The organism is Anaerococcus degeneri, assembly GCF_017874475.1.
Lineage (GTDB): Bacteria > Bacillota > Clostridia > Tissierellales > Peptoniphilaceae > Anaerococcus > Anaerococcus degeneri.
This window is the reverse complement of record NZ_JAGGLO010000002.1, coordinates 160,906-185,453: the sequence shown is the minus strand read 5'-3', so window position 1 is coordinate 185,453 and position 24,548 is coordinate 160,906. Positions and strand designations below refer to the sequence as shown.

Here is a 24,548-nt window from a genome sequence, read left to right as displayed (position 1 = left end):
CCTAATAATATTATATAGCATTAGATAATGATTATCAGTAACTTTTGTTACAAAATTTGAAATTTTTGCAAAAAAAGACCAATAAAGAATTATAAAATCCGATATTAGTCTTTTAGCGTGAATTTATTTTACAAATATACAAAGCCAAATAGTTTTATCTTGGCTTAAGACCCTGTGGATTTTGTGGGGATGGATTGGGAGGATGTCCCCTTCTTTGAGGTCTAACACCTCCCCCTCAATTTCAAGCCTCGCCCTGCCTCTAACAATTTTTACAATCTCTAACTGGTCTTGGTCGTAAAAATCTGTGGCCTGGTCAAGAGAGCAAATCCTGATTATCTTCACCTGGTCATTTTCAAAAATTGTTTCTTCAATTTCCCTATCTTTAGAAAAGACCAAATTGTCGAAAATATTATAAACTTTCATATTTGTCCTAGTCTTCGAGGCACATCTGGTAGATCTTCTTCACATCACTTGGCTTTAGGTCTATGAAGCCTTTTTTGACTCCGGCCTTGCCACATGCCTTGATGCTCATTTCTTCAAAATGTTCTTCATCTATTCCGATTTTTCTGAGGTTTGAATCAAGGCCTAGGTCTTCAAAGAAAAATTCCCTAACTTTTTCTATTGTTTGCCTTGCAATTTCCATAGGGTCCCCTTCCTTATCAAGGTCAAATACATTTACTCCAAGGTCTACATACTTATGGACTGTTTTTTCGCTTAGGCAATATTCCATCCATCTTGGTGTGAGAATTGCAAGTCCAAGGCCGTGGGTTATGTCGTAAAAAGCTGAAAGCTCGTGCTCGATTGGGTGAACTGTCCAGGCTGCCTTGCTCGAATCTGAAATAAAATCATTGATGGCCCAAGATGATGCCCACATGAGGTTGGCCCTAGCTTCGTAGTTTTCTGGGTCTTTTAGGGCTATCGGTCCGTATTTGATGACAGTTTTCATCAAGGCTTCCATAATCCTATCAAGCATAAACATTGTTCCATCAATGTTGAAATAGGTTTCAAAAATGTGGGATAAAATGTCTGCAGAACCTGCTGCTGTTTGGAATTTTGGCACTGTGTAGGTAAGTTCTGGATTTAGGAAAGATACCTTTGGCCTAGTATCGGCATGGCCTGAGGATAATTTTTCCTTAGTTTCTGGATTTGTGATTACACCGCCACAGTCCATTTCAGATCCTGTTGCAGCCATGGTTAGGACTGTCAAAAGTGGGATGGCTGGGCTCATTGGCTTTCCTTCTGAGATAAATTCCCAAGGGTCAAAATCAGCACAGGCACCTGCCGCCATAAATTTGGCTGCGTCTATGGTTGACCCTCCGCCAACAGCAAGGATGGCCCCAATTTTATTTTCCTTGATTATCCTTACTCCTTCTCTGACAGAGTCTATTCTTGGGTTTGGCTGAATACCAGAAAGTTCAAAAACTTCAATCCCTGCGTCCTCAAGCTCTTTTATAGCCTTGTCATAGACTCCATTTTTCTTGATTGACCCACCACCGTAAGTCAAAAGGATTTTGTCTGAGTATTTTTTTGCCTCTTTCCCTATATAATCTAAAGCGTCCCTTCCAAAATGAATCCTTGTTCCGATGTCGTAAGTAAAATTGTTCATAAAAACTCCTCTCTTTTACTAATTTTTACCCAGTTTATCAAATTTCCCAAAAAAAACTCTTCCCATTTCTGGAAAGAGCCTTATATTTAAATATTTTTTCTTTTGCACTTATCTTCTATACCCGTGCTTAGGATTAAAAACCCAAGTCCCAGACCTGTCACAAGGCCTCTTGCCATATCAGGAATTGCAGATCCCTGGCCTAAAACTAAGGCTAGGATTAAGAGGCTAAGACCGATTAGAAGATGGGCTTTCTTATTTTTTTCCATTATTCAGCCATCCTTTCAAATTCTATAGAAAATTTGTTCAAAATCTTTTTTTCAAGTCTTGATACAGTCATCTGGCTGATGTCTAAGCTTTCTGCTATATCAACCTGGGTCCTGCCCTCGTAGTACCTGAGTTCTAGGATTTCTTTCTCAAGGTCAGTTAGCCTTTCCTTTGATTTTTCTATCAAATCCTTTAGCTCAATCGAATCGAAATTCTTATCTTCTTCGCCGATTATCTCTGAAAGGTCAATGGCATTTTCCCCTTTTTGGACTGTGTATTTCATATCAAGCGACTGAGGAGTGTAGACCTTGCTTGCTTCCATGGTTTCAAGGATGGTTTCCTCGTCTTCTCCCAGATAGTCTGCAATATCAGCTATGGTTGGGACTCTTTGGAGTTCTTGGGGTAGGACTTTCTTGGCCACATTTATCTTTTTATAAAGGTTTTGGATACGCCTTGGCACCCTTATGACCCAGCCCTTGTCCCTGAAATATCTCTTTAGCTCACCCATTATAGTTGGGGTTGCAAAGGATGAAAAGGCATAGCCCTTAGATGGGTCAAATCGGTCTACAGCATTAATTAAGCCTAGGCTTGCCACCTGGTAGAGGTCATCTTTTTCTATTCCCTTGCCCACGTACTTGTTAGATAAAATATCAACTATATACATGTGCTCTTCGATCAGTTCATCCCTAAGTTTCTTATCACGGGTCTTGTGGAATTCCTCAAACTTTTTATTTATTTCGTCCTTATACTCTTGGCTGGCATTTGGCTTAGGCATGAGTCTTCCTCATTGTTATTCTCAAAAGCTCGCCTTCGGTCTCAATTTCATCCGCAAGAGCAGCAAGGATTGCATCTCTCATTGCAAGGGCTCTTGTATCGTCATTTTTATCCTTGCCATTAACTTCTATAGATAAGGAGTCTTCCCCTACAAGAAAGTTTAAATTTAAACCATCTTGGCCCATCTTGTAGTTAATAGCCTCGCTAACTAGGACCTTCAAATCCTCGATTTGTTCTATATTAAAACCCATTTCTGATCCAAGGCCTGCCACAAAAAGTCTCACTGACTTTTGGTATTTTTTGTTGGTGGGTATTTTTATACTTATCTTATCCATTGCTACTCCATATTGAAGACATCTGTTAAGTCTGTAATTTTAAACAGTTTGAGGATATTTTCTTTTGGATTTATTATAGAAACTGTCTTGTCTTTTTCCTTGCCGATTTTATAAACTTTCATAAAAAGTCCAAGGCCTGTAGAATCAAGGTAGTCAAGGTCTTTTATGTCTATGACCATATCCTTATCAGCCCCTTCGATTTCCTTTTCGATAAAGCTTCTAAATTCGTCTTCTGAATAGATATCAAGATCGCCCTTTACTTCTATTAGGAGAAATTTTTCCTTGTCGTAGATCTTACTTTCAAACATCTTTTTCCTCATCTTCCAACATATTGTCATAGGTTGTGACTGAAACTATAGCATCACCTTCGCTTGCGAGGTTTTTAAGCTTAACACCCATGGTACTTCTACCTGTAGTTGAAACATCCCTAGCTGCTAGTCTAATCATATCACCTTTTTTAGATACCATCATTATATCTGTATCAAGGTCTACTGGGAGGGTGTCAACAACTTTTCCTGTTTTATCGTTGACTTTGTGGCACCTTACGCCCTTGCCGCCCCTGTTTTGGTTCTTGAAGTTGTTGAAAGATGTCTTCTTACCAAAGCCATTTCTTGTTACAACTAAAAGATAGGTCTCTTCGCCCTTGATATTCATACTTACAACTGCATCGCCCTCATCAAGTCTGATGGCCCTAACACCTACAGCAGTCCTGCCCATGGTCCTTACGTCTTTTGTATTAAACTGAATGGTCATACCATTTTGGGTTGAAATAATTAATTCTTCGTCCTTTTCAATCTGTCTTACAGAAATTAGCTTATCTCCTTCTCTTAGAGAAATTGCTATAATGCCGTTTCTCCTGATATTGGTGAAGTTTTCTGCATCGGTCTTTTTGATTTGACCGTTTTGGGTTTGAAGGACTAGTTGGCTATTTTTGCCAAGTTCAGAAAGGGTAATCATTTCTGTAATCTTTTCGCCCGACTCTAGGTTTAGGATATTTATTATAGCCTGGCCACGAGAAGTACGAGATCCTTCTGGAATCTTGTAGGCTTCAAGCGAATAGACCTTACCAAAGGATGTGAAGAATAAGAGGTCTTCGTGGGTATTAGTTGTTGCTATCTTTTTGATAAAGTCGCCTTCCTTGGTATTGCCAGCGGCTATTCCCTTACCACCCCTATTTTGAACCTTGTAGGTATCTATAGGAAGTCTCTTGATGTAACCATCCTTTGTTAGGGATATTAAAACATCTTCTTCTTCGATAAGTTCAGTTACATCAAATTCTCCCTCATCTGGGACAATCTTTGTACGTCTTTCATCTGAGTATTTTTCCTTAATTTCACTAATTTCATCGATAATTAGGTTTATAAGATTTTCTTCAGAATTTAGGATTGAAAGCAAGTATTCAATTGTTTCTGCAAGTTCCTTATTTTCTGCATTAAGCTTTTCAATTTCAAGACCTGATAGGCGTTTTAATTGCATATCCAAAATGGCTTGAGATTGGGCATCTGATAATTTATACTTGTCAAAGAAAATCTTTTTGATTTGATCATTGTCATAAGATGACCTGATGATTTTGATAATTTCATCTATGTGGTCGATTGCTATAATTAAACCTTCTACTATGTGTTTTCTCTCGCGGGCCTTTGATAGGTCGAAGTTGGTCCTGCGGGTTACAACTTCCTTCTGGTGGTCAACATAGTATTCGATTAGTTCTTTGAGGTTTAAAATCTTTGGCTCACCATTAACTAAGGCTAGGTTTATGATACCAAAGGTGTTTTCTAATTGGGTGTATTTGTAGAGGTTGTTTAGGACAATATTTGCGTTGGAATCTCTCTTGATTTCAACAACTATCCTCATACCCTTCCTGTCAGATTCATCTCTGATATCAGAAATACCGTCTACTCTTTTTTCCTTAACAAGGTCGGCAATTTTTTCTATTAACCTTGCCTTATTTACTTGGTAAGGAATTTCTGAAATTATAATTCTTTCCCTATTTTTCTTGAAAGGCTCGATTCTCGCTACTGCTCTTTGCTTAATCTTGCCCCTGCCTGTTGTGTAGGCGTCTTTGATACCAGACTTGCCTAGAATCAAAGCTCCGGTTGGAAAATCTGGTCCTGGAATGATTTTTATAAGCTCATCAACATCAATTTCTGGATTTCTCATATAGGCAACGCAAGCGTCGATTGCTTCGCCTAGGTTGTGAGGGGCCATGTTGGTTGCCATACCTACGGCTATACCATTTGACCCATTGACTAAAAGATTTGGAAACCTTGAAGGAAGGACTGCTGGCTCCATCTCTTCGCCATCGAAGTTTGGAACAAAGTCTACTGTATCCTTGTTTATATCCCTAAGCATCTCCTTGGCAATCTTGCTCATCCTTACTTCTGTGTAACGCATGGCTGCAGCTTGATCGCCGTCTATAGAACCAAAGTTACCTTGGCCTTGGGCTAGTGGGTACCTTGTTGAAAAATCTTGGGCAAGCCTTACTAGGGCATCGTAGATTGCAGAGTCACCGTGTGGGTGAAATTTACCCATTACATCACCGACAACCCTGGCTGATTTTCTGGTTGGTTTATTTGGATCAAGGCCTAGCTGTTGCATGCCGTAGAGGATTCTCCTGTGAACAGGCTTTAGTCCATCACGGACATCCGGTAGGGCCCTTGATACTATTACAGACATCGAATATTCAAGATAAGATGTCTTCATCTTTTTTTCGAGGTCTATATTAATTATGTTTTGATTTTCTGTCATTTAAGCCTCCTATACGTCTATATCTGTAACGTACTTGGCATTTTCTTGGATAAAGTTACGTCTAGGCTCAACTTTTTCTCCCATTAATAGTGAGAAGGTGTCGTCTGTGGTTGTTGATTCCAAATCTTCTTCAACTCTCAATAGTACACGCCTATCTGGGTCCATAGTTGTTTCCCAAAGTTGTTCGGCGTTCATCTCACCAAGACCCTTATACCTGTTAATCTTAAATGTCTGATCGCCTAGTTCTTTGATGTACTTATCTTTTTCATCGTCGGAATATACATATCTTTCCTTCTTGCCCTGGCTAATCCTGTATAAAGGTGGAAGGGCAACATAGATATGGCCTTGGTCGATCAAATCTTTCATATACCTATAGAAGAAGGTGAGGAGCAAGGTCCTAATGTGGGCCCCGTCCACGTCCGCATCTGTCATGATGATAATCTTGCCGTAGCGGAGTTTTGATATGTCAAATTCCTTGCCAATGCCTGTACCGAAGGCTGTTATCATATTTTTAATTTCTTCTGAATTTAAAACCTTATCTAGGTGGGCCTTTTCTACGTTCATAATTTTGCCCCTAAGTGGGAGAATGGCTTGGATTCTGTTGTCCCTTCCACCCTTAGCAGATCCGCCCGCAGAATTACCCTCGACTATGAAGATTTCATTCTCGCCAATATCTGTAGATTGGCAGTCAGCAAGCTTGCCTGGGAGTGTTGCAGAATCAAGGATTGACCTTTTTCTTGTGAGATCTCTTGCCTTTCTTGCAGCTTCTCTAGCACGCCTACTCGCAAGGGCCTTGTCGATTATAGACTTGGCTGGTTTTGGGTTTTCCTCAAGGAAGGCTGTGAGGTGTTCTGATACATAAGAATCCACAACTCCCCTTACCTCTGAGTTTCCAAGTTTAGACTTGGTCTGGCCCTCAAATTGTGGGTCAGAAATCTTAACAGAAATGATAGCTGTAATACCCTCTCTGATGTCCTCGCCTTGAAGGTTATCCTCATTGTCTTTTATGAAATTATATTTTCTAGCATAGTCATTAACAGTTCTTGTTAAAGATGTTCTAAGGCCTGAAAGGTGGGTACCGCCTTCTGGAGTTTGGATATTGTTAGCATAGGATAAAATATTTTCGCTATAGCCGTCTGTATATTGGAAGGCAAATTCAACTTCAACCCCTTCTTGGACCCCATCAAAGTGAGGAATCATTTCCATTATTGGGTCCTTGTTGCGGTTTAAAAAGCTAACAAATTCTGAGATTCCTCCATCGAATTTAAAAGAGGTCTTGAAGTCTTCTCTTTGGTCTTCAAAACGTATTTCCACTCCCCTATTAAGGAAGGCCATTTCTCTGAACCTATTTTCTAAGATTTGTCTTTCAAAAATTACTGTATCAAAAATTTCCGCATCTGGTTTAAAGGTGATTTTTGTGCCGGTCTCGCTTGTATCACCTATCACTTCTATATCTTTTGTAACTTCGCCTCTGGCAAATTCCATCCTGTGGATGTGGCCGTCTCTTTTTACTTCTGCTATTAAGTATTCTGAAAGGGCGTTTACTACTGATACACCAACTCCGTGGAGACCTCCGGAAACCTTGTAGGCAGAGTCGTCGAACTTACCACCTGCGTGGAGGACTGTAAGAACTGTTTCAAGGGTTGATTTATGGGTTGTTGGGTGTTCTTTAACTGGAATACCTGATCCGTCATCTTCTACTGTTACCACATTATCCTTGTCAATCACTACCTTTATGTAGTCACAACGACCAGCTAGGGCCTCGTCTACTGAGTTGTCCACAACCTCGTAAACAAGATGATGGAGTCCTCTTGAGCTTGTTGAGCCTATATACATACCAGGTCTTAGTCTAACGGGCTCTAGTCCCTCTAAGACCCTGATATTACCAGCATCATAATTGTTTTCTGTCATACTTATCCTTTCTAATCCTGCCATCCTTAATATAGGAAATCTTATCAGCCGAAACATTTTCCAAGCTTTTTGTATTGGTAGCTGTGATTATAGTTTGGTAATCGGCTAGATTTTCTAAAAGAAACTTGCTCCTAGTCTCATCTAATTCCGAAAACACGTCATCAAGCAAAATCACAGCCCTATCCCCACTTATCTCCCTCAAAAGCTTGACTTCGGCGAGCTTTATATTAATAATAGCCGATCTCTGTTGGCCTTGGGAGGCGAAGAGCCTGGTGTTTTTTCCGTTTATTTTGATTATTATATCATCTCTGTGGATGCCAGCTTGGGTACTTTGGTATCTTAGGTCCTCATCTCTTTTTGCCCTGAAAACCTTATAAAATTCCTCTAAACTTTCTGCATTTATATCTGGAAGATAGTCTATTTCTAGCTTTTCAGCTCCCTTTGTGAGGGCCGTTTGAAATTCCTGGGCATATTTTTCTACATATTTAACAAACTTGAGCCTTGACCTGTAAATCTTATAGCCTTCCTTGACTAAGGATTTATCAAAGGCATCGAGTTGCTCATTAAAATATGAGGACGATTTATTCTTTAGTAGTTTATTTCTAGCGAACAAAATCTTATCGTAGTCTTTTTTGACCCTGGCATAGGAAAAATCAATGGATGTGATTATCTCATCCAACAAATCTCGTCTGAGATTGGGTCCTTCCTTGATAATGCTTAGGTCTTCTGGTGTAAATAAGACTAGTTTAAAGAGTGATTTTAAATCTTTGTTCCTCTTATATTCTACTTCATTTACAAAAATATTCTTATCGGCTCCTTCTACCCTGATTAGGACTTTTTTGAAGGAACGCCCCTTCCTGATGGTGCCTGAGATTTCCATCTTTTCCTGGCCAAAATTTATGATGTCCTTATCCCTTAATTTCTTAAAGGATGTGGCATTGGCTAGGTAGTAGCAAGACTCAAGTAAATTTGTCTTGCCCTGGGCATTGTCGCCAATAAAGATATTGGTCGATTCATTAAAAACTACCGACTCGTAAAAATAATTCCTAAAATTGTATAATTTTATATCCTGAATCCACATTATTTGATTATTATTTTCACACCATCAAAGACGACCTCGTCTCCTGGGTGGATTTTCTTACCTGCTATATAACAAGGTTGGTCATTTATAAGGACGCCTTCTTCCCTTATTATATGCTTGGCAAAGCCTCCCGAAGGTAGCAAATTAGTTGCCTTTAGGAGGTCTTTGAGCCTTATTTCACTTGTTTCAAATTCTAATATTTCCATCTTTTTACCTAGCAAGCCTTACTGGGAGAACCAAATAAGTATAGTCCTCACCTTCGTGTTTGGAATCTGTTGGGTAAATTAAACATGGATTTAGGCTTGATTTGAAATTCAATTTGATTTTCTCGCTGTCACAAGCCCTTACCCCATCTTGCATATATTTTGCATTGAAGGCTATATCTAGGCCTTCGCCTTCTTGGTCTATTTCTATAACTTCCTTTACATCTCCGATTTCAGAATTTGATCTTAAGGTCATGACCCTATCTTCGATATTAACACGAATTAGGTTTGCCCTGCCTGGGTCAGATAAAACTTGGGCCCTATCAAGGGCAGCATTTAGGGCAGATTTTTCTACTATAACTGATGTTTCTGAAATATCGTTGATGATATTTCTGTAATCGATAAAGTTTTTGTCTATTACCTTGCATAGCATAGTAGTATCATCAGATACAAACATTAGGTCGTTTTCATTCCTATATAAAGAAGTCTTGGACTCATCTGAAACTATCCTTGACCATTCCAAAAGAGATCTTTTTGGTATGATGTATTCAGTGTTTTCAAAATCTCCCGGATAATCTAGCTTGATTTTCTTTAGGGCCACCCTATATCCATCAAGGGCTACCATATTCAAAGCCCCTTCCCTTAGTTCAAAGAGGATGCCTGTTAGGGCAAGCTTGGTCTCATCTAGGGTTGTGGCAAATTCTGTTTGGCTTATTGATCTTTTTAGCTTGTCATTATCTATAGAAAGGGCCACTGCATCTGGGACCTTGATTTCTTCCTTGTCAAAATATTCAAAGGCAACAAGGTTAAAGTTCGATCTCTTGCAAGAAATCTTAATCTTTCCAGAATCCAATTCTATCTTTACTAACTCGTCTGGAAGCTTTCTTATAATATTAGTAATGAGGTCTGCCTTCACTGCCATGACCCCTTCTTCCAGGATTTTGGCATCTGCTAGAGTTTTGATAGAGATTTCTCCATCAAAGGAAGTCATTGAAAGTCTATTATTTTCTGTAGAAAAGTATATTAATTCATGGATTTGGATATTGGTAGATTTGGATACTGCCCTATTTACTATCGAGAGGGCTTTCATTAGTTCTTTTTGTTTAATTTCAAATTTCATGGATGCTCCTTAACTATTATTTAAACTTAGTAGTATTAGTAGTAGGCCCTGTATAAATGTGGATATCTTTAAAAGTCTTCTATATTTCAAGCTTTATCTCTGTTAATAAGATATGGATAAGCTTAGGGATAAATCGCTAGTTTTCCACACTTTGCACAAGGCGTTCTGGATTGGTCCGTCAAAAAAAGTTATTAACAGACTTATCCACAGGCTTATGCCCAAATCAGTCCCTAATTTCCTTTATTAGGGCCTCAAGTTCGTTTTTTAGATCCTCATCTTCATCCATCAAGTCTGTTATCTTATCGATGCCGTGGATGACTGTTGTATGGTCCCTGTCAAAGGCATTTGCTATTGTGACTAGGGAATCATCTAAGAGCTCCCTTGAGATATACATGGCAATCTGCCTTGGGTTTACAATTTCCTTCTTCCTAGACTTTCCTTTAAGGTCTGCTAGTTTTACATTATATTTACTGGCAACTGCCTGTTGGATGTCGGCTATGGTTAGTTTTTTCTTTTTGTTTTTAACCCTTGTGCCTACACCCTTGATGGCATCTTCCATTGATACTTCTACCCTGCCGTCACTTTTTGCATAGGCAATGGCAGTAGAAAGTGCACCTTCTAGGTCCCTGATATTGGTGTCAATTTCTAGGGCTATGTAGGATAAGATATTATTATCAATTATAGCGCCAAGATCTTCTAGCTTTTTTTGAAGGATGGCCACACGGGTTTCGTAGTCTGGCCTTGATATATCGGCTATAATACCGTAGTTAAACCTTGATACCAACCTATCTTCTAGGTGTTTTATCTCCCTTGGCGGCTTATCTGAAGTGATTACTATTTGTTTGCCCGCATTGTAAAGGTCGTTAAAGGTATGGAAAAATTCCTCTTGGGTCGCTTCTTTATTGGCTATAAACTGAATATCATCTATAAGTAAGATATCAGCTGAGCGGTATTTTTCCCTAAATTCTTGGTTTTTGTTAGTCCTTAGGGCTGCAATCATTTCGTTGGTAAATTTTTCACTAGATAGGTACATGACATAGGCATCGTCCCTGGTTTCTAGGATTTGGTGGGCTATAGCTTGAATTAAGTGGGTTTTTCCAAGGCCACTTGATCCATAGATAAATAGCGGATTATAAACCTTTGATACATCGCCCCTAGAAATGGTATCTGCTACAGCCTGACTGATGCCAAGGGCGTATTGGTTTGATTTACCTTGGACAAAATTTTCAAAAACATTAGCCTCTTCTAGCTGAGGTCTTGGGAAAGACTTTACCTCATCAATCCTCATTTGGCCGTCCTTGTCGTAGTTCTTGCCCAAGGTTAGGATTTTTTGATAATCTTCCCCATCCTTGGCTATTACTTCCACCTTAAGATTTCCTCCAATTTTTGGCCCTATTTTATCAAGAGCATCTTGGAGTTTGGCCTTCCAGATACCTTCAAAGATAAAAAGTGTATCTTTTTTTGGAATCTCAAGATAAAGGACTCCATTGTATAGGTTTAAGGGTTTTAAAATATTAATCCATGTATCAAATTGCTGGTCATCGCTTACATGCATTTTCATTTCATTTTTTAATTCACTCGTAATGAATTCTAGATTCTCCATCTAAGCATTCCTTTCTTAAGTCTTATCCACATTAAGATTTACTTTGTAATTTTAAGCTTATCATTAAAAATTTTGACCTTATCCCCAAATTCGGGATAAGTTGTGGATAAGTCCCTTGTTGATAAAATTTGTCTTGATTTTTTAGGATTTGCCGGAGGATAAATTAAAAATCAAGATATTTTTTTCTATTTTATCCACAAACAAAGAGCAAATTCCTAGTAAATCCAGAGTTTTACCCCTACTTTTACACATCTAATCTTACCATAAATTAGCCATTATTTCAACTTATCCACAATTTATGGATAAAATTATGGATAAGTCAAAACTTGTGTGGTTAGAGGTAATAAGATTGTTGTTGATATGTGGATAAGTATGTGTATTTATTAATTTTTTGTATAGGAAAAAATATATTTTGGCAGATTTTACAAATTCTTTTTTTAGACTAAACATAAATTTAAAAAAATATTCACATGAATTTTTTTCTTCATAAGTTGTGGAAAAGAAAAAATACCCAAAGATATCAACAATAAATAATTATTCTAAAATTCTAAATAAAAAAGAATATTCATACCAAAAATTTAGGAATTTTTTTGCATAGAAAAAAATAAATACATATTCTCCCTTTAGCACTAGAAAAAAGAGAAAATAATCTTGACAGATAAGCTTATTTTCAATATAATAGTTAGAGTCAAAATTTATTAGGAGGTGTAAAAATGAAAAGAACCTATCAACCAAATAGAAGAAGAAGAAAAAAAGATCATGGTTTTAGAAAAAGAATGTCTTCTCCAGGTGGCAGAAGAGTGCTTAAAGCAAGAAGAAAGAAAAACAGAAAAAGACTTTCAGCTTAATTCCATAAGAAGTAATTAATGGAAAAAAGATTAAGCCTAAAGAAAGACAAAGACTTTAAAAAAGTCTACAAAAAAAACTTTGCATGCTATAATAGAGATTTCACTGTCCTTGTAAGATCTAATGACCTAGAGAATCCGCGTTTTGGATTTTCTATAAGCAAAAAAATCGGCAAGGCCCACACCAGAAATCACCTAAAAAGAAAACTTAGAGAGATAATAAGGATAAACTATAAAAACCTCAATGGAGTAGATATAGTAATCATCCCCAAAAAACATACCGCAGAATTTGACTACCAAAGATTAAAATCCTCTCTAGGTCACGCCCTAAATCAGGCATTTAGAAAAAAGAAGATATACTATGCTAAATAAAGTTTTTATAAAAATGATAAGATTTTATCAAAAATTCATTTCTCCACAAATAGGCTATGGAAAATGCAAATACTACCCAACATGTTCTAACTATGCCCTAGAGGCATTTAGGAAATATGGGCCAGTCAAAGCTTTTTTTATGTCTTTGTGGAGAATTTTAAGATGCAATCCATTTTCGAAGGGCGGCTACGACCCGGTAAAATGAGATAATACCACAGTTAATACTACAGAATAAAACGGAGAATATATGTTGAATTTTATAGCGACAATACTCGGTAAGCTAATGAGGATAATCTATGATAACCTCGCAGCAGGCTCAGCCGAACCAGAGTCTATAAGCTACTATGCTATAGCAATTATAATAATGACCCTACTTGTAAGTTTAATATCCATACCAGTAACGGTATCAACCCAAAAACAGGCAGAAAAAACTAGAGCCTTCAAACCAAAAATGGACGAAATCCAAAAAAAATACGGATACGACCAACAAGTTCTACAAAAGAAAATGCAGGAATTATACAAAGAAGAAGGCGTAGCACCAGGACTTGGCGGATGTCTACCAATGATAATTCAGATATTAGTCCTATTCGGCCTCTTTAGAATGATGCAAAATACAGGTAAATACGTATTTCCAGAAGGAATGGAACACCTAAGAACAGACTTCTACTGGGTACCAACCCTCCTAGAAGCAGATCCACTTTGGTACGGCCTACCCCTACTAACATCCCTATCCCAACTATTAACCACACTTTTCTCAATGAAAACAAACCCACAGCAACAACAAGCCATGGGCGGAATGAATACAATGATGTTAATCCTACCACTAGTATTTTTCTTCACCTTTAGACAATTACCAGCAGGACTTCCACTCTACTACACCCTATCATCAGTATTCAGACTAATAATAATGGTAGTGATGCACTTAGTAATGAAAGGTAAAAAGGTAGAAGAGAAATGAAAAAATCTTTAACAAAATCAGCCAAAACAGTAGAAGAAGCAGTAAAACTTGCCCTAGACGAAATAGGCAAACAAAGAAGTGAAGTCACAATTGACGTCCTAGAAGAAGGAAGCGGTGGCTTTCTAGGCCTAATCGGCGGCAAAGATGCGGTAGTTAGAATATCCTACGACGAAGACATGGAAAAGGTCCTAGAAGATCTAAAAAACGAAATCGAAATAGACTCCCTAAAAGCAGTAGAAAAAGACTACGACATCAAGAAAAGATCTGAAGAAATCAAAAGAGAAGAAGGCATCCCAACAGAAGAACCAATCGAAGAAAAAGCTAAAGACATTGGAGAAGCCATCAAGGAAAAATTTGAAGAAGTAGAAGAAATCGTAGAAGAAAAAACTGACGAACTATTCGAAAATGACCTTGACAAAGAAAACGAAGAGGAAATAGAAAAAAGAGACTACGCCCTCTCCAAAAAACGTTCAAACATAGACAACTACTACAAGGCCAAAGAACTCTTAGAAGAAATCCTAACAGCCATGCACTTTGAAAATGTAAGCGTCATAGGCAACCTAGACGGATCAATCATAAAGCTAGACGCAAAAGTCGATGAAAGCGACACAGGCATCGCCATAGGCAAAAACGGAGCAAGCCTAGATGCAATCGAATTTATCATAAGAAAAGCCATCGACTCAAGATCTAACAACCTAAGAGTAAATGTAGACATCAACAACTACAAAAGACGTAGAGACGAAAAAATCGTAAGACTAGCCAGGGAAACAGCCCAAAAAGTAGCCCAAAGCGGAAAATCATGGAACCTAAGATACATGAACTCCTACGAAAGACGCCTAGCCCACGAAGAAATATCAAAACACAGAAACGTAGAAAGCCACTCCGAAGGCCGAGAACCACAAAGATACGTAGTAGTAGACTACGTCGGGGAATAAAAACAATCGAGTATCCGAAAGGGTACTCTTTTTTTGAAAGGAAATAAAATGACCTATAAAGAAATAAAAGAAAATATAGAAAAATATGCCAAAGAAAATTATAAAGACCTAATAAAAGCTATAATAAGTCTAGAAAGCCCAGAAACAAGCGAAAAAACCTTGGATGAAATTTATGAATATTATATGGAAAATGATGGGGTTTACCTTTTGAGTGAGGAGATTAGGGAGAAACTTGCAAATAATTAATAAGGCAGCTATCGGTTATCAACAATTTTTGATATAATTTATATAAGTAAAAAACTTGTTTGTAAGAAATTGATTTATTTTTTATAAAAAATATTATTAAAAGTTGATCTTTTAGATATTTATGGTAAATTATTGAAAGGAAATAAGATGTTTATTAAACTATATGATGATTCGGATCCAAAATCTATAGAAGAATATGCAAGTAAATTAGTTGGGTTTAGTTTTTCTGATGTCATTTATAATGCCTCAAATAATGAATATGAATATCAAGCTTTGGTCGATTATTATAAATCACCATATGGTAAAGGATCTCTTGGTAATTTATTAGAAAGATTATATTTTTTCTACCAACCTAATAGTGATCCTAGACCAGATTTTCCAAAAGCAGGAGTAGAACTTAAGGTAACACCTTATGAATACACCAAAAAGGGAGAACTAAAAGCTGGTGAAAGACTTGTCTTATCGATGATACCGTTTGATAGACCATTAGAAGATGACCTTAAGGAATCACATCTTTTAGAAAAAATCCAATTAATGTTGCTTATTTTTTATCTTAGAGATAGGGAAAAATTAAGAACTGATTATAGGATTGGTTATGTAAATTTATTTCACTTACTTAGCGAGCAAACTAAAGAAGACTTTGAAATAATTAAGGATGATTATAAAAAAATTGTAAAAAAAATCAAAGCGGGGAAAGCTCATGAATTATCCGAAGCCGATACCATGTATTTGGGTGCTTGTACTAAGGGTGCGACTGCTAAATCTAGCTATAGGAGTCAATATTACAGTGATATTCCCGCTAAAAGTAGGGCATTCTCTCTCAAACAATCCTATATGAGATATATGCTAAACCATTACATAGTTAACGAGGTTGAAACTTATCAACCTGCATTTACTGATGAAGACCTTAAGCATAGTGATTTTGAAACTGTGGTTTTAAACAAAATCAATTCTTATGTAGGATCTAAGGCTAATGACTTGTATAAAAAATTCAATTTAAGAGCTAATGTTAAGTCTGTAAATCATTTGCTTGTTATGAGAATATTAGGAGTTAATACTGAGAACGCTCAAGAATTTGAAAAGGCAAATATTCAGATAAAAACTATTAGGGTAAAAAAAGATGGGAAATTAAGGGAACATATGTCTTTTCCTAATTTTGTAATAAAAGATTTTATAGATGAAGATTGGGATAATTCAGAAATTTACGAACTTTTCTCTCAAACAAAATTTATGTTTGTAGTTTTTAAAGAAAATGAAGATGGAGAAGATATTTTACAGGGAGCAAAATTTTGGACCATGCCTGTCAAAGACTTAGAAAATGAAGGCAAGAAAGAATGGAAAATGTTCCAAGAAAAATTTCTTGATGGTATTAACTTTAGAGTAAAAGAAAATACAAAAGGTGGGTATATAGTTGATAATGATATACCTACAGCTAAAGATACAGTTATATTCCATGTTAGACTCCATAGCTCTCAGACAGCCTATATTATAGATGGAGTTAAGTATGGAAAAGGATCTGAAAGTAATATGGATACATTGGCTAATGGGGATAAGATGACTAAGCAATGTTTTTGGCTCAATAAGGATTATGTAAAAGAACAGATAGAAGAACTTATAGAAGGAAAAGATTAATGAAATTAAGAGTTGTAGAACTATTTGCAGGAGTTGGAGGCTTCAGGGTAGGCCTTAATGATATAAATAGTTTTGATAATAAAACAGGCAGAGCTATTGAAAACAGAGATTGGGAATTTGTTTGGGCCAATCAATTCGAGCCGGCCTATAAAACTCAAGATGCTTTTGATTGTTATATTAAGAGATTTGGAAGAGAAGATGTCTCTAATATAGATATAAACCTTGTAGATAAAAAAGAAATTCCAGACCACAATTTACTAGTCGGAGGCTTTCCTTGTCAGGATTACTCTGTAGCTAGGTCTTTATCAAATGAGCAAGGAATAGAAGGCAAAAAAGGTGTTCTATTTTGGCAAATAAGGGACACCTTGATTGAAAAAAAAACACCTTTTGTTTTGTTAGAAAATGTTGATAGGTTGTTAAAATCTCCAGCTTCTAGAAGAGGGAGAGATTTTGCAGTCATGTTAAAAACCCTTGATGATTTAGGCTATAACCTTATATGGAGGGTAATTAATGCGGCAAACTATGGAATGCCTCAAAAGAGGAGGAGAGTCTTCATCTTTGCTTTTAAAAAAGATAGCAAATATTCAAAATCATTAGAAAAACATGATTTATCAGAGATTGTAAAAACTAATTTTATAAATAGGCGCTTTCTTATAAATATAGAAGAAAAAGAGAATAAAGTTATTGATTTAAAATCTTATAAAGATATAGCTGATGTTTCTGAGACTTATAAGAATGGAAAGTTTTTCGAAACAGGAGTTATGATTAACCAAGAGATTTTCACATCTGAATTGGATTCCATAGGAGAGGAAATTTATCCGCTTAGCAGGATTTTATTAGAAGCGAATTATTTTAATTCAGCTGACCTTTCTGACTATGTGGTGGAGGATGAAAAACTAAAAAAATGGGAATATCTTAAAGGATCCAAGAAGATAAAAAGAACAAACAAACAAGGACATGAATACTATTACAGCGAAGGAGCTATGTCATTTCCAGAAGACTTAAATTCTCCAGCAAGGACAATGCTCACTTCAGAGGGAACTGTAAACAGGTCATCTCATATAATTTTTGATGAAAATATAAATAAATATAGGATTATTACAGAAGTAGAAGCGGAACTTATTCAAATGTTTCCGCCAAACTGGACAGATACAATGCCAAAAAGAAGAAGATACTTCATGATGGGAAATGCGTTGGTAACTGGAATTATAAATAGGATGGAAAAGGATTTAAGGGAAATAATTGAAAACGAATAAATAAGTAAAAAGGCAGTAGGTTGAACTACTGCTTTTTATGTTTTATTCTTATGGAAATTACAATTATAAATTTCTAAAATATATCAAATTTCTCCACATGGAGGTCGGATTCTAAAAATGCTATGAAGTGGGATAGTTCTTCTTGGTCTTTTGGGTAGATGTTGAAGTTTAGTATGAATTTTTCGTCCTTAAATCTTAGGTTGTAGCCTTTTTTGTGGAGGTGGTTTTCGTCTACATAGGCATCGATTTTGCCGATTATGTTTGAGTCTCTGGATTCAATCAGGGCTGTATATTGGGTGTGTCTTTGGAAAATCTCTCCTGGAAACATATAGGATTGGAAAAAAACTTATAAAGCTTGTCGCTATGATGCCCATAAAGTACATGCCAGATCCAAAAGCCATGCCTATTATGGATGTGGTCCAGATCCCAGCAGCAGTGGTAAGTCCTGTGACTCCGTAGTTTTTAACGAAAATCACCCCTGCACCCAAGAAACCTACTCCAGATACAATTTGGGCAGCGACTCTTGCCGCATCGAAGTGTTTGACATCATAAAAACCGTATTTTGACACAATCATAGCAAGACATGCTCCCAGGCATACTAAGGTGTGGGTCCTAGTCCCGGCTGATTTATTCTTATTTTCCCTCTCAGATCCGATTATAAAACCCGCTGCCAAGGCCATGGTAATCCTTAAAAGCAAGTAGAAGTTAAAAACATCAAATTTTCCCAAAACATCCTCCTAGTCTTATCTTTCTTCTAGATTCTAATTATAAGTGAAAATTAATTTTCTGTCAAAAGGTGAGGATTTTTCCCAAAGAAAAAAGCCCCATTTGGGGCTTGATTTAGAATATTGCTTTGCCGTCTTCTCCTTCGATGTGGTAGCCGGTGTGGGTTTTGATTGGCTCTACTGTGACTCTGGATATGTTGTAGGCGTGGTCACCGATTCTTTCCATGGTGGATAGGATGTCGTTGTAGACGTAGGAGGCCATGGTTGTCATGTCTAGGCCTTTTTTGAGTCTTCTGTAGTGGCTCTTTCTTAGATTTAATTCCATCAGGTCGAGGGCTGCCTCGTCTTCTGTTAGTTTGTTGAATTTGGCTAGGTCTTCTTCTTCAAATATTTCCATAGCTACTACTATGTTGTTTATTACTAGGTCGCATATGTCGTTTAGGTCAGCTAAGGCTTCTTCTCCATAGCCTGTACCTGATTCGTATATTTCGTGGTAATAGTCTGCTAAGTTTTCAGATAGGTCGGAGATTCTTTCGGCGTTCATTTGTACTTGCAGATAGGTTTGCATGTCTCTTTCGATTTCAGGTGGCAATTGGTTTTGGGCTAGGTTTAGTAGGTAGGCTTGGATTTTTGTGTCCATGTCGTTGACCATTGATTCAGCTTCCTTGCTTGTGTCGTAGTGTTTTTTGTCCTTTGTGTTTAGGTAGGACTTGGTCGCCTTGATGTTTTCAAGGGCTACTACTGATTCCTGGATTATGGCTGTCTTTGTTTGTGAAAGGGCAGCTGCTGGGAAGGCTGAGATTAATCTTTCGTCTAGTTCGATATTGCCTAGGTCGGTTAGGATTGAGTCCTTGCCTGGGATTATCTTTCTTAATATTCTTGCTACAATCTTTATTAATGGTAGGAAGATTATCATTCCTACGAAGTTAAAGGTGAAGTGACCTATAGCTATGGTCATTAGATCGCTTGCATTAGTGGCGCTTGCTATAGTTTGGACTAATTTTTCGTATGGGCTTAGGAATAATAAAAATATTATTGAGACCGATACGTTAAAGAGTATGTGGAAGAGGGATGTCCTTTTTGCTGACAAGCTTCCTCCAAGGCTTGCAAGGATTGCTGTTATACAGGTTCCTATATTAGCACCAAACATGAGGGCTAGGGCCACTTCTAGGCTTATGGCGCCTGATGCGTAAAGTGATTGGGTGATACCTATAAAGGCTGATGATGATTGGAGCATGGCTGTGAGTGCCGTACCGATTAGTACACCTAGGATTGGCTTTTGGCCTACATTTGCTACTACATCTTCAAAGCCTGGGATGTTTTTAAGTTCTTCAAGGGATCCGCCCATCATTTCAAGACCTATGAAAAGAAGACCGAAACCGATAAAGATTTCACCTATGTATTTGTTTTTCCTCTTGGCTGAGAACATAAAGATTAAAACACCAATGAGGGCTATAAAGTAGGAAAAATATCCTAGGTTAAAACCGATTAAGATTGATGTTACAGTTGTACCGATATTGGCTCCAAGGGTGACTCCTATGGCCTGTTCTAGGCTCATGATACCAGCCCTTACGAAGGATATGGCTATAACTGTGGTTGCTGATGAGGACTGGATGAGTCCTGTAATAACTATACCTACAAGGACACCTTTAATTGGGTTTGAGGTGTATTTTTCAACATAACCTCGCATTTTGGGTCCTGCAAAGTTGGTTAGGGCATCGCCCATTAGGCTGATACCGAATAAGAATATTGCAAGTCCTCCTGCGATGAGATTCCATTGTAGGGAAGACAGTGATGATAAATTCATAATTCCTCCAAAAAATCTTCGTTACTTCTAATATATCATATTTAACTAAGAAAATAAACGAATTTTGCGGATTTTTTTGAAAAAATAGGGAAATTTTACATTTATTTTTATTAATCCAAGCAAAATGGCTTTAAGTCAAGCTTTAATGTTGACAAAATGCCAATTTCCACTATAATCTTTATGTTACTAACCACTAGTGAAAGTAGTGGACAATCACTAAACCATAAGGAGGATTTATGGCAAAGACAATAGCAGCTATCTCAACTCCAGCGGGCACTGGTGGGATTTCGATAGTGAGAATGACAGGGGATAAGACCCTTGCCATTATAAATGAAATATTTAGGCCGATTAATAAAAGGCCTATTGATCCTGATAAGGACAATAGGTACCTTCGCTACGGCCACATAATTGGAAATGATGGAGAGATTGTAGATGAGGTTATGGTTGCCTTTATGAAGGCACCTGCGACTTATACCAGAGAAGACGTGTGCGAGATAAACTGCCATGGGTCTTTTGTGGCAGTAAGGGAGATTTTAAACCTCCTTCTTGATAAGGGGGCCGACCTTGCAGAGCCAGGAGAATTTACCAAAAGAGCCTTCCTAAATGGCAGAATTGACCTTTCCCAGGCAGAAGCAGTCCTTGATATAATCAATTCGACCAACAAATTATCTGCAAGCCAAGGTATCAGCCAGCTTCAAGGTTCACTGACTAAAAAAATCAGAGATATAAGGACAGATCTTAAAGAAGGCCTTGCCCGCCTTGAGTATTCGATAAATTTCACAGAAGACGGCGAAGACTTACCTGTTTCTGACATCACTGCCTACATCAAAAAAGCCCAGGCGAAAATCGACGAACTTGCTTCCACATCAAACAAGGGCAAACTTGTAAAAGACGGGATAAATACCACAATTATCGGTAAACCAAATGTAGGAAAATCTTCACTTTTGAACGTTCTTTTGGATGAGAATAGGGCAATTGTTACTGATATACCTGGCACAACTAGGGATTTGATTACAGAATATATTTCTCTTGGAGATTTCACCCTAAAGATTAACGATACAGCCGGTATAAGGGATACGGATGACCTGGTTGAGAAAATCGGGGTTGATAAGTCAATCGAACTTGTAGACCAGTCCGATCTCATTCTTGCAATTTTCGATATATCGAGAGACTTTGACGAGGAAGACGAGAAAATCCTTGATCTTATCAAAGGCAAGAACGCCATTATAATTTTAAACAAGGCAGACCTTGATGGGAAGTTTAACGAGAATTTATTCAAAATAGACCTTCCTATTATTAAAACTTCAATGGTTGACCAAATGGGAATCAGGACACTGGAAGATACAATCAGGGATATTTTTGATACCAAGGAAATAAATAGAGAATCAGTTTTAATTACAAATACCAGACACGAAAGGCTTTTAAAATCAGCTAAGGATAAGATAAGGGAATCCTTATCCGACATGGAGGCCGGCATCCCAATAGATGCTTGCGAGGTTGATTTGTCTTCTGCTTACGAAGATTTGGGCCTAATTATAGGTGAGTCCGTGTCAGGAGAAATTATGGATAAAGTATTTAAGGAGTTTTGCGTTGGAAAATAAATATCAAGCAGGATCCTATGATGTAGTTGTTGTTGGTGCAGGCCACGCTGGTTGTGAGGCAGGTCTTGCTGCAGCAAGGCTTGGAATGAAGACCCTAGTCTTAACTACATCTATGGAATCAATAGCAGACATGCCTTGCAATCCTAATATCGGAGGAACAGGCAAGGGCCATATAGTTAGAGAAATTGATGCTTTGGGCGGGGAAATGGCGATTAATATCGATAAGACCTTCATCCAATCAAGGATGCTAAACACATCAAAGGGCCCAGCTGTCCATTCCCTAAGGGTGCAGGCTGACAAAAGAAAATACCATGAAGAAATGAAAAAAGTTCTTGAAGACGAAGAAAACCTCGATCTTTTTGAACAAGAAGTAGACAAGATAAATTACCAAGACGGGAAAATTGTTTCATGTGAAACAATCCAAGGGGCTATCTATGAAACCAAGGCCCTTATAATTTGTACCGGGACCTACCTAAACGGAAAAATCTTAATAGGTGATTATGAAAAAGTTAGTGGTCCTCACGGCCTTTCTGCAGCGACATATTTGACTGATAGCCTAGTAGAAATGGGTTTTAATATTCGTAGATTTAAGACAGGTACACCTGCTAGAGTACACAGGGATTCTATAAGTTACGACCTAACTACAGTTCAACCTGGCGATAAGGAAGTAATTCCATTTTCATTTTTAAATGAGGGAAAAGATTATTCTGACAGACATCAAGAGGATTGCTACCTAACTTATACAACAGAAGAAACAAAACAAATCATCATAGATAACCTCGATAGGTCTCCAATTTACGGGGGCAAGATCAAGGGGATTGGGCCAAGATATTGCCCATCAATCGAAGATAAGATGGTGAGATTTCCTGACAGGGACGTCCACCAAGTCTTCATAGAGCCTGAAGGTCTAACTACCAATGAAATGTATGTCCAAGGCGTGTCCTCATCCTTACCTCAAGAAGTCCAGATGGAATTTTATAAAACCATAATCGGCCTTGAGGACGTAAAGATAATGAGACCTGCCTATGCGATTGAGTATGACATGATTGATACCAGGGAACTTAAAAGGACTTTAGAATCAAAAGCCTATTCTGGTTTGTATTTTGCAGGCCAAATCAATGGCTCATCAGGTTATGAAGAAGCTGCTGGCCAAGGTTTAGTTGCAGGTATAAATGCAGCCCTAAAAATAAAAGGCCAGGAAGAGTTTATCCTCGATAGGTCTGATGCCTATATAGGAGTGCTAATTGATGACCTTGTTACAAAAGGAACTAACGAACCATATAGGATGATGACATCTAGGTGTGAGTACAGACTAACCATGCGACAAGACAATGCCGACCAAAGGCTTTCAAAAAAGGGCCACGATATTGGACTTGTATCTGATGACCGTTATCAAAAAATGTTAGATAAGCGTGACCTAATTGAAGGTGAAATTCAAAGGCTTAAGACAATTATGCTTACTCCAAAGGAGGAAACTAACAAGGCCCTTGAAGAACTTGGATCTACTCCACTAAACAATGGCCTAACCCTTTATGAGCTTATTAAAAGACCAGAAATAACTTATGAAAATTCAAAAGTTTTTGATCCAGAAAGAGAAGACCTCCCTTCTTATATAAGTATGAGTGTTCAAACTGAAATCAAATATGAAGGCTATATCAATAAGCAGCTTAAAGATATAGAGAAATTTAAAAAACTTGAGAGCAAAAAATTAAGCCATGATATTGATTACTCAAAGATTCCTGGTCTTAAGAAAGAATCGGCAGAAAAGCTTAACGAAATAAAACCAGATTCACTTGGCCAAGCTTCAAGGATATCAGGAGTTAGCCCTGCAGATATAAACGTGCTCTTGATTAGGCTAAAGACAGGGGAACTTTATGGATAAGAAATATAAGGCCTACACAGATTATCTTTTAGAGGTAAACTCTCACACAAACCTAACAACAATAACCGACCCTGAAGAAATTGAATTAAAACATTTTAAGGACTCGCTTACAGTCTTAGATTATATTAAGGAAGGCGATAAGGTTTTGGACCTGGGTGCGGGTGCAGGTTTCCCAGGTATCCCATTAAGGATTGAAAAAGATTTTGACCTAACACTTATAGATTCAGTTAACAAAAAAGTTAATTTCATGAATGAAGTAATAGAAATCTTGGGCCTATCAAATGCCAGGGCCATTCACACCAGGGCTGAGGATTTTGCCAAGGAAAATAGGGAAGGATTTGACGTGGTTGTTTCTCGTGCTGTGGCAAACATGTCAACTCTTTCTGAACTTTGCCTACCATTTGTAAAGGTGGGTGGACTTTTCATCGCCCTTAAGGGACCAAAGGCAGATGAGGAAGTGAAAGCTGCTGCCAATGCCCTTGAGATTTTAGGTGGAGAGGTTATCAAAATGGAAGAAATTGATCTTGATGGCAATGAAAGGGTTAATGTTATTGTAAAAAAAGTTAGGTCTTGTAAGAAGACCTACCCAAGAGGTCAAAATCTACCGAAAAGAAAACCCCTATAATGTTTCACATGAAACAAAG

26 protein-coding genes are annotated in these 24,548 nt (G+C 37.6%); 11 read left to right on the top strand and 15 right to left on the bottom strand.

The features are described from left to right. Positions 1-123: 123 nt before the first annotated feature. The 12 genes from J2Z38_RS04260 to dnaA form a co-directional block, all read right to left on the bottom strand. The gene (locus J2Z38_RS04260) at positions 124-423 is read right to left on the bottom strand and encodes an AraC family ligand binding domain-containing protein (protein ID WP_209772824.1); all 300 of its coding nucleotides are present in this window, start codon (positions 421-423) and stop codon (positions 124-126) included. Positions 424-430: 7 nt separating this feature from the next. Then, the gene (locus J2Z38_RS04255; RefSeq protein WP_209772822.1) at positions 431-1,606 is read right to left on the bottom strand and encodes an iron-containing alcohol dehydrogenase; all 1,176 of its coding nucleotides are present in this window, start codon (positions 1,604-1,606) and stop codon (positions 431-433) included. An 86-nt stretch (positions 1,607-1,692) separates the two neighbouring features. Then, complete coding sequence (locus J2Z38_RS04250) at positions 1,693-1,872, bottom strand: hypothetical protein (RefSeq protein WP_209772821.1); 180 nt, start codon at positions 1,870-1,872, stop codon at positions 1,693-1,695. After that, on the bottom strand, positions 1,872-2,645 hold the full coding sequence (locus J2Z38_RS04245; protein WP_209772820.1) for a SigB/SigF/SigG family RNA polymerase sigma factor: 774 nt from the start codon (positions 2,643-2,645) through the stop codon (positions 1,872-1,874). The genes J2Z38_RS04250 and J2Z38_RS04245 overlap by 1 nt, the downstream gene beginning before the upstream one ends. Next, positions 2,638-2,979, bottom strand: coding sequence for an ATP-binding protein (locus J2Z38_RS04240; RefSeq protein WP_209772818.1), 342 nt, complete (start codon positions 2,977-2,979; stop codon positions 2,638-2,640). Before J2Z38_RS04240 ends, J2Z38_RS04245 begins: the two co-directional genes overlap by 8 nt. 2 nt (positions 2,980-2,981) lie before the next feature. Then, a complete protein-coding gene (locus tag J2Z38_RS04235) occupies positions 2,982-3,287 on the bottom strand; it encodes an STAS domain-containing protein (protein ID WP_209772816.1) in 306 nt (101 codons plus the stop codon). Further along, the gene (gyrA, locus tag J2Z38_RS04230) at positions 3,280-5,727 is read right to left on the bottom strand and encodes a DNA gyrase subunit A (RefSeq protein ID WP_209772815.1); all 2,448 of its coding nucleotides are present in this window, start codon (positions 5,725-5,727) and stop codon (positions 3,280-3,282) included. The genes J2Z38_RS04235 and gyrA overlap by 8 nt, the downstream gene beginning before the upstream one ends. A 9-nt stretch (positions 5,728-5,736) precedes the next feature. Further along, on the bottom strand, positions 5,737-7,638 hold the full coding sequence (gene gyrB, locus J2Z38_RS04225) for a DNA topoisomerase (ATP-hydrolyzing) subunit B (protein WP_233463484.1): 1,902 nt from the start codon (positions 7,636-7,638) through the stop codon (positions 5,737-5,739). Continuing rightward, the gene (recF, locus tag J2Z38_RS04220; protein ID WP_209772814.1) at positions 7,619-8,719 is read right to left on the bottom strand and encodes a DNA replication/repair protein RecF; all 1,101 of its coding nucleotides are present in this window, start codon (positions 8,717-8,719) and stop codon (positions 7,619-7,621) included. The genes gyrB and recF overlap by 20 nt, the downstream gene beginning before the upstream one ends. Next, positions 8,719-8,925: an RNA-binding S4 domain-containing protein gene (locus J2Z38_RS04215; RefSeq protein ID WP_209772813.1), complete on the bottom strand. Its 207-nt coding sequence runs from the start codon at positions 8,923-8,925 to the stop codon at positions 8,719-8,721. The genes recF and J2Z38_RS04215 overlap by 1 nt, the downstream gene beginning before the upstream one ends. Before the next feature lie 4 nt (positions 8,926-8,929). Then, positions 8,930-10,042: a DNA polymerase III subunit beta gene (dnaN, locus tag J2Z38_RS04210; protein WP_209772812.1), complete on the bottom strand. Its 1,113-nt coding sequence runs from the start codon at positions 10,040-10,042 to the stop codon at positions 8,930-8,932. Positions 10,043-10,265: 223 nt separating this feature from the next. Continuing rightward, a complete protein-coding gene (gene dnaA / locus J2Z38_RS04205) occupies positions 10,266-11,645 on the bottom strand; it encodes a chromosomal replication initiator protein DnaA (RefSeq protein ID WP_209772811.1) in 1,380 nt (459 codons plus the stop codon). A 713-nt stretch (positions 11,646-12,358) separates the two neighbouring features. Here dnaA and rpmH point away from each other — a divergent pair. The 8 genes from rpmH (at position 12,359) to dcm (ending at position 17,889) form a co-directional block, all read left to right on the top strand. Beyond that, on the top strand, positions 12,359-12,493 hold the full coding sequence (rpmH, locus tag J2Z38_RS04200; RefSeq protein WP_209772810.1) for a 50S ribosomal protein L34: 135 nt from the start codon (positions 12,359-12,361) through the stop codon (positions 12,491-12,493). A gap of 18 nt (positions 12,494-12,511) precedes the next feature. Further along, entirely contained in the window at positions 12,512-12,862 is a 351-nt protein-coding gene (gene rnpA / locus J2Z38_RS04195) for a ribonuclease P protein component (RefSeq protein ID WP_209772809.1), read from the top strand. Further along, on the top strand, positions 12,852-13,067 hold the full coding sequence (gene yidD / locus J2Z38_RS04190) for a membrane protein insertion efficiency factor YidD (protein ID WP_209772806.1): 216 nt from the start codon (positions 12,852-12,854) through the stop codon (positions 13,065-13,067). The genes rnpA and yidD overlap by 11 nt, the downstream gene beginning before the upstream one ends. A 42-nt stretch (positions 13,068-13,109) precedes the next feature. After that, entirely contained in the window at positions 13,110-13,820 is a 711-nt protein-coding gene (locus J2Z38_RS04185; RefSeq protein ID WP_209772803.1) for a YidC/Oxa1 family membrane protein insertase, read from the top strand. Further along, positions 13,817-14,755 carry an RNA-binding cell elongation regulator Jag/EloR gene (jag, locus tag J2Z38_RS04180; protein WP_209772800.1) on the top strand — a complete coding sequence of 313 codons (939 nt, stop codon included), beginning with the start codon at positions 13,817-13,819 and terminating at the stop codon, positions 14,753-14,755. Before J2Z38_RS04185 ends, jag begins: the two co-directional genes overlap by 4 nt. Before the next feature lie 48 nt (positions 14,756-14,803). Continuing rightward, the gene (locus J2Z38_RS04175; RefSeq protein ID WP_209772798.1) at positions 14,804-15,001 is read left to right on the top strand and encodes a hypothetical protein; all 198 of its coding nucleotides are present in this window, start codon (positions 14,804-14,806) and stop codon (positions 14,999-15,001) included. 147 nt (positions 15,002-15,148) lie between these two features. Then, entirely contained in the window at positions 15,149-16,633 is a 1,485-nt protein-coding gene (locus J2Z38_RS04170) for a Sau3AI family type II restriction endonuclease (RefSeq protein WP_209772796.1), read from the top strand. Beyond that, complete coding sequence (dcm, locus tag J2Z38_RS04165; RefSeq protein WP_209772794.1) at positions 16,633-17,889, top strand: DNA (cytosine-5-)-methyltransferase; 1,257 nt, start codon at positions 16,633-16,635, stop codon at positions 17,887-17,889. The genes J2Z38_RS04170 and dcm overlap by 1 nt, the downstream gene beginning before the upstream one ends. A 73-nt stretch (positions 17,890-17,962) precedes the next feature. Here the strand turns inward: dcm and J2Z38_RS10505 are convergent, their stop codons facing one another. The 3 genes from J2Z38_RS10505 to J2Z38_RS04155 all read right to left on the bottom strand — a co-directional run bounded on the left by J2Z38_RS10505 (position 17,963) and on the right by J2Z38_RS04155 (position 20,421). Beyond that, on the bottom strand, positions 17,963-18,217 hold the full coding sequence (locus J2Z38_RS10505; protein ID WP_225304640.1) for a hypothetical protein: 255 nt from the start codon (positions 18,215-18,217) through the stop codon (positions 17,963-17,965). Then, a complete protein-coding gene (locus J2Z38_RS10500; RefSeq protein WP_318527695.1) occupies positions 18,165-18,617 on the bottom strand; it encodes an MgtC/SapB family protein in 453 nt (150 codons plus the stop codon). The genes J2Z38_RS10505 and J2Z38_RS10500 overlap by 53 nt, the downstream gene beginning before the upstream one ends. 112 nt (positions 18,618-18,729) lie before the next feature. Further along, positions 18,730-20,421, bottom strand: a complete 1,692-nt coding sequence (locus J2Z38_RS04155; RefSeq protein ID WP_209772793.1) for a Na/Pi cotransporter family protein — start codon at positions 20,419-20,421, stop codon at positions 18,730-18,732. Positions 20,422-20,657: 236 nt separating this feature from the next. Between J2Z38_RS04155 and mnmE the strand changes: the two genes are divergently transcribed. Genes mnmE through rsmG form a run of 3 tightly spaced genes read left to right on the top strand, consistent with a single transcriptional unit; the run spans position 20,658 to position 24,529 of the window. Then, positions 20,658-22,022, top strand: coding sequence for a tRNA uridine-5-carboxymethylaminomethyl(34) synthesis GTPase MnmE (gene mnmE / locus J2Z38_RS04150; protein ID WP_209772792.1), 1,365 nt, complete (start codon positions 20,658-20,660; stop codon positions 22,020-22,022). Further along, positions 22,012-23,904, top strand: coding sequence for a tRNA uridine-5-carboxymethylaminomethyl(34) synthesis enzyme MnmG (gene mnmG, locus J2Z38_RS04145; RefSeq protein ID WP_209772790.1), 1,893 nt, complete (start codon positions 22,012-22,014; stop codon positions 23,902-23,904). The genes mnmE and mnmG overlap by 11 nt, the downstream gene beginning before the upstream one ends. Then, on the top strand, positions 23,897-24,529 hold the full coding sequence (rsmG, locus tag J2Z38_RS04140) for a 16S rRNA (guanine(527)-N(7))-methyltransferase RsmG (protein ID WP_209772788.1): 633 nt from the start codon (positions 23,897-23,899) through the stop codon (positions 24,527-24,529). The genes mnmG and rsmG overlap by 8 nt, the downstream gene beginning before the upstream one ends. Positions 24,530-24,548 lie beyond the last annotated feature (19 nt).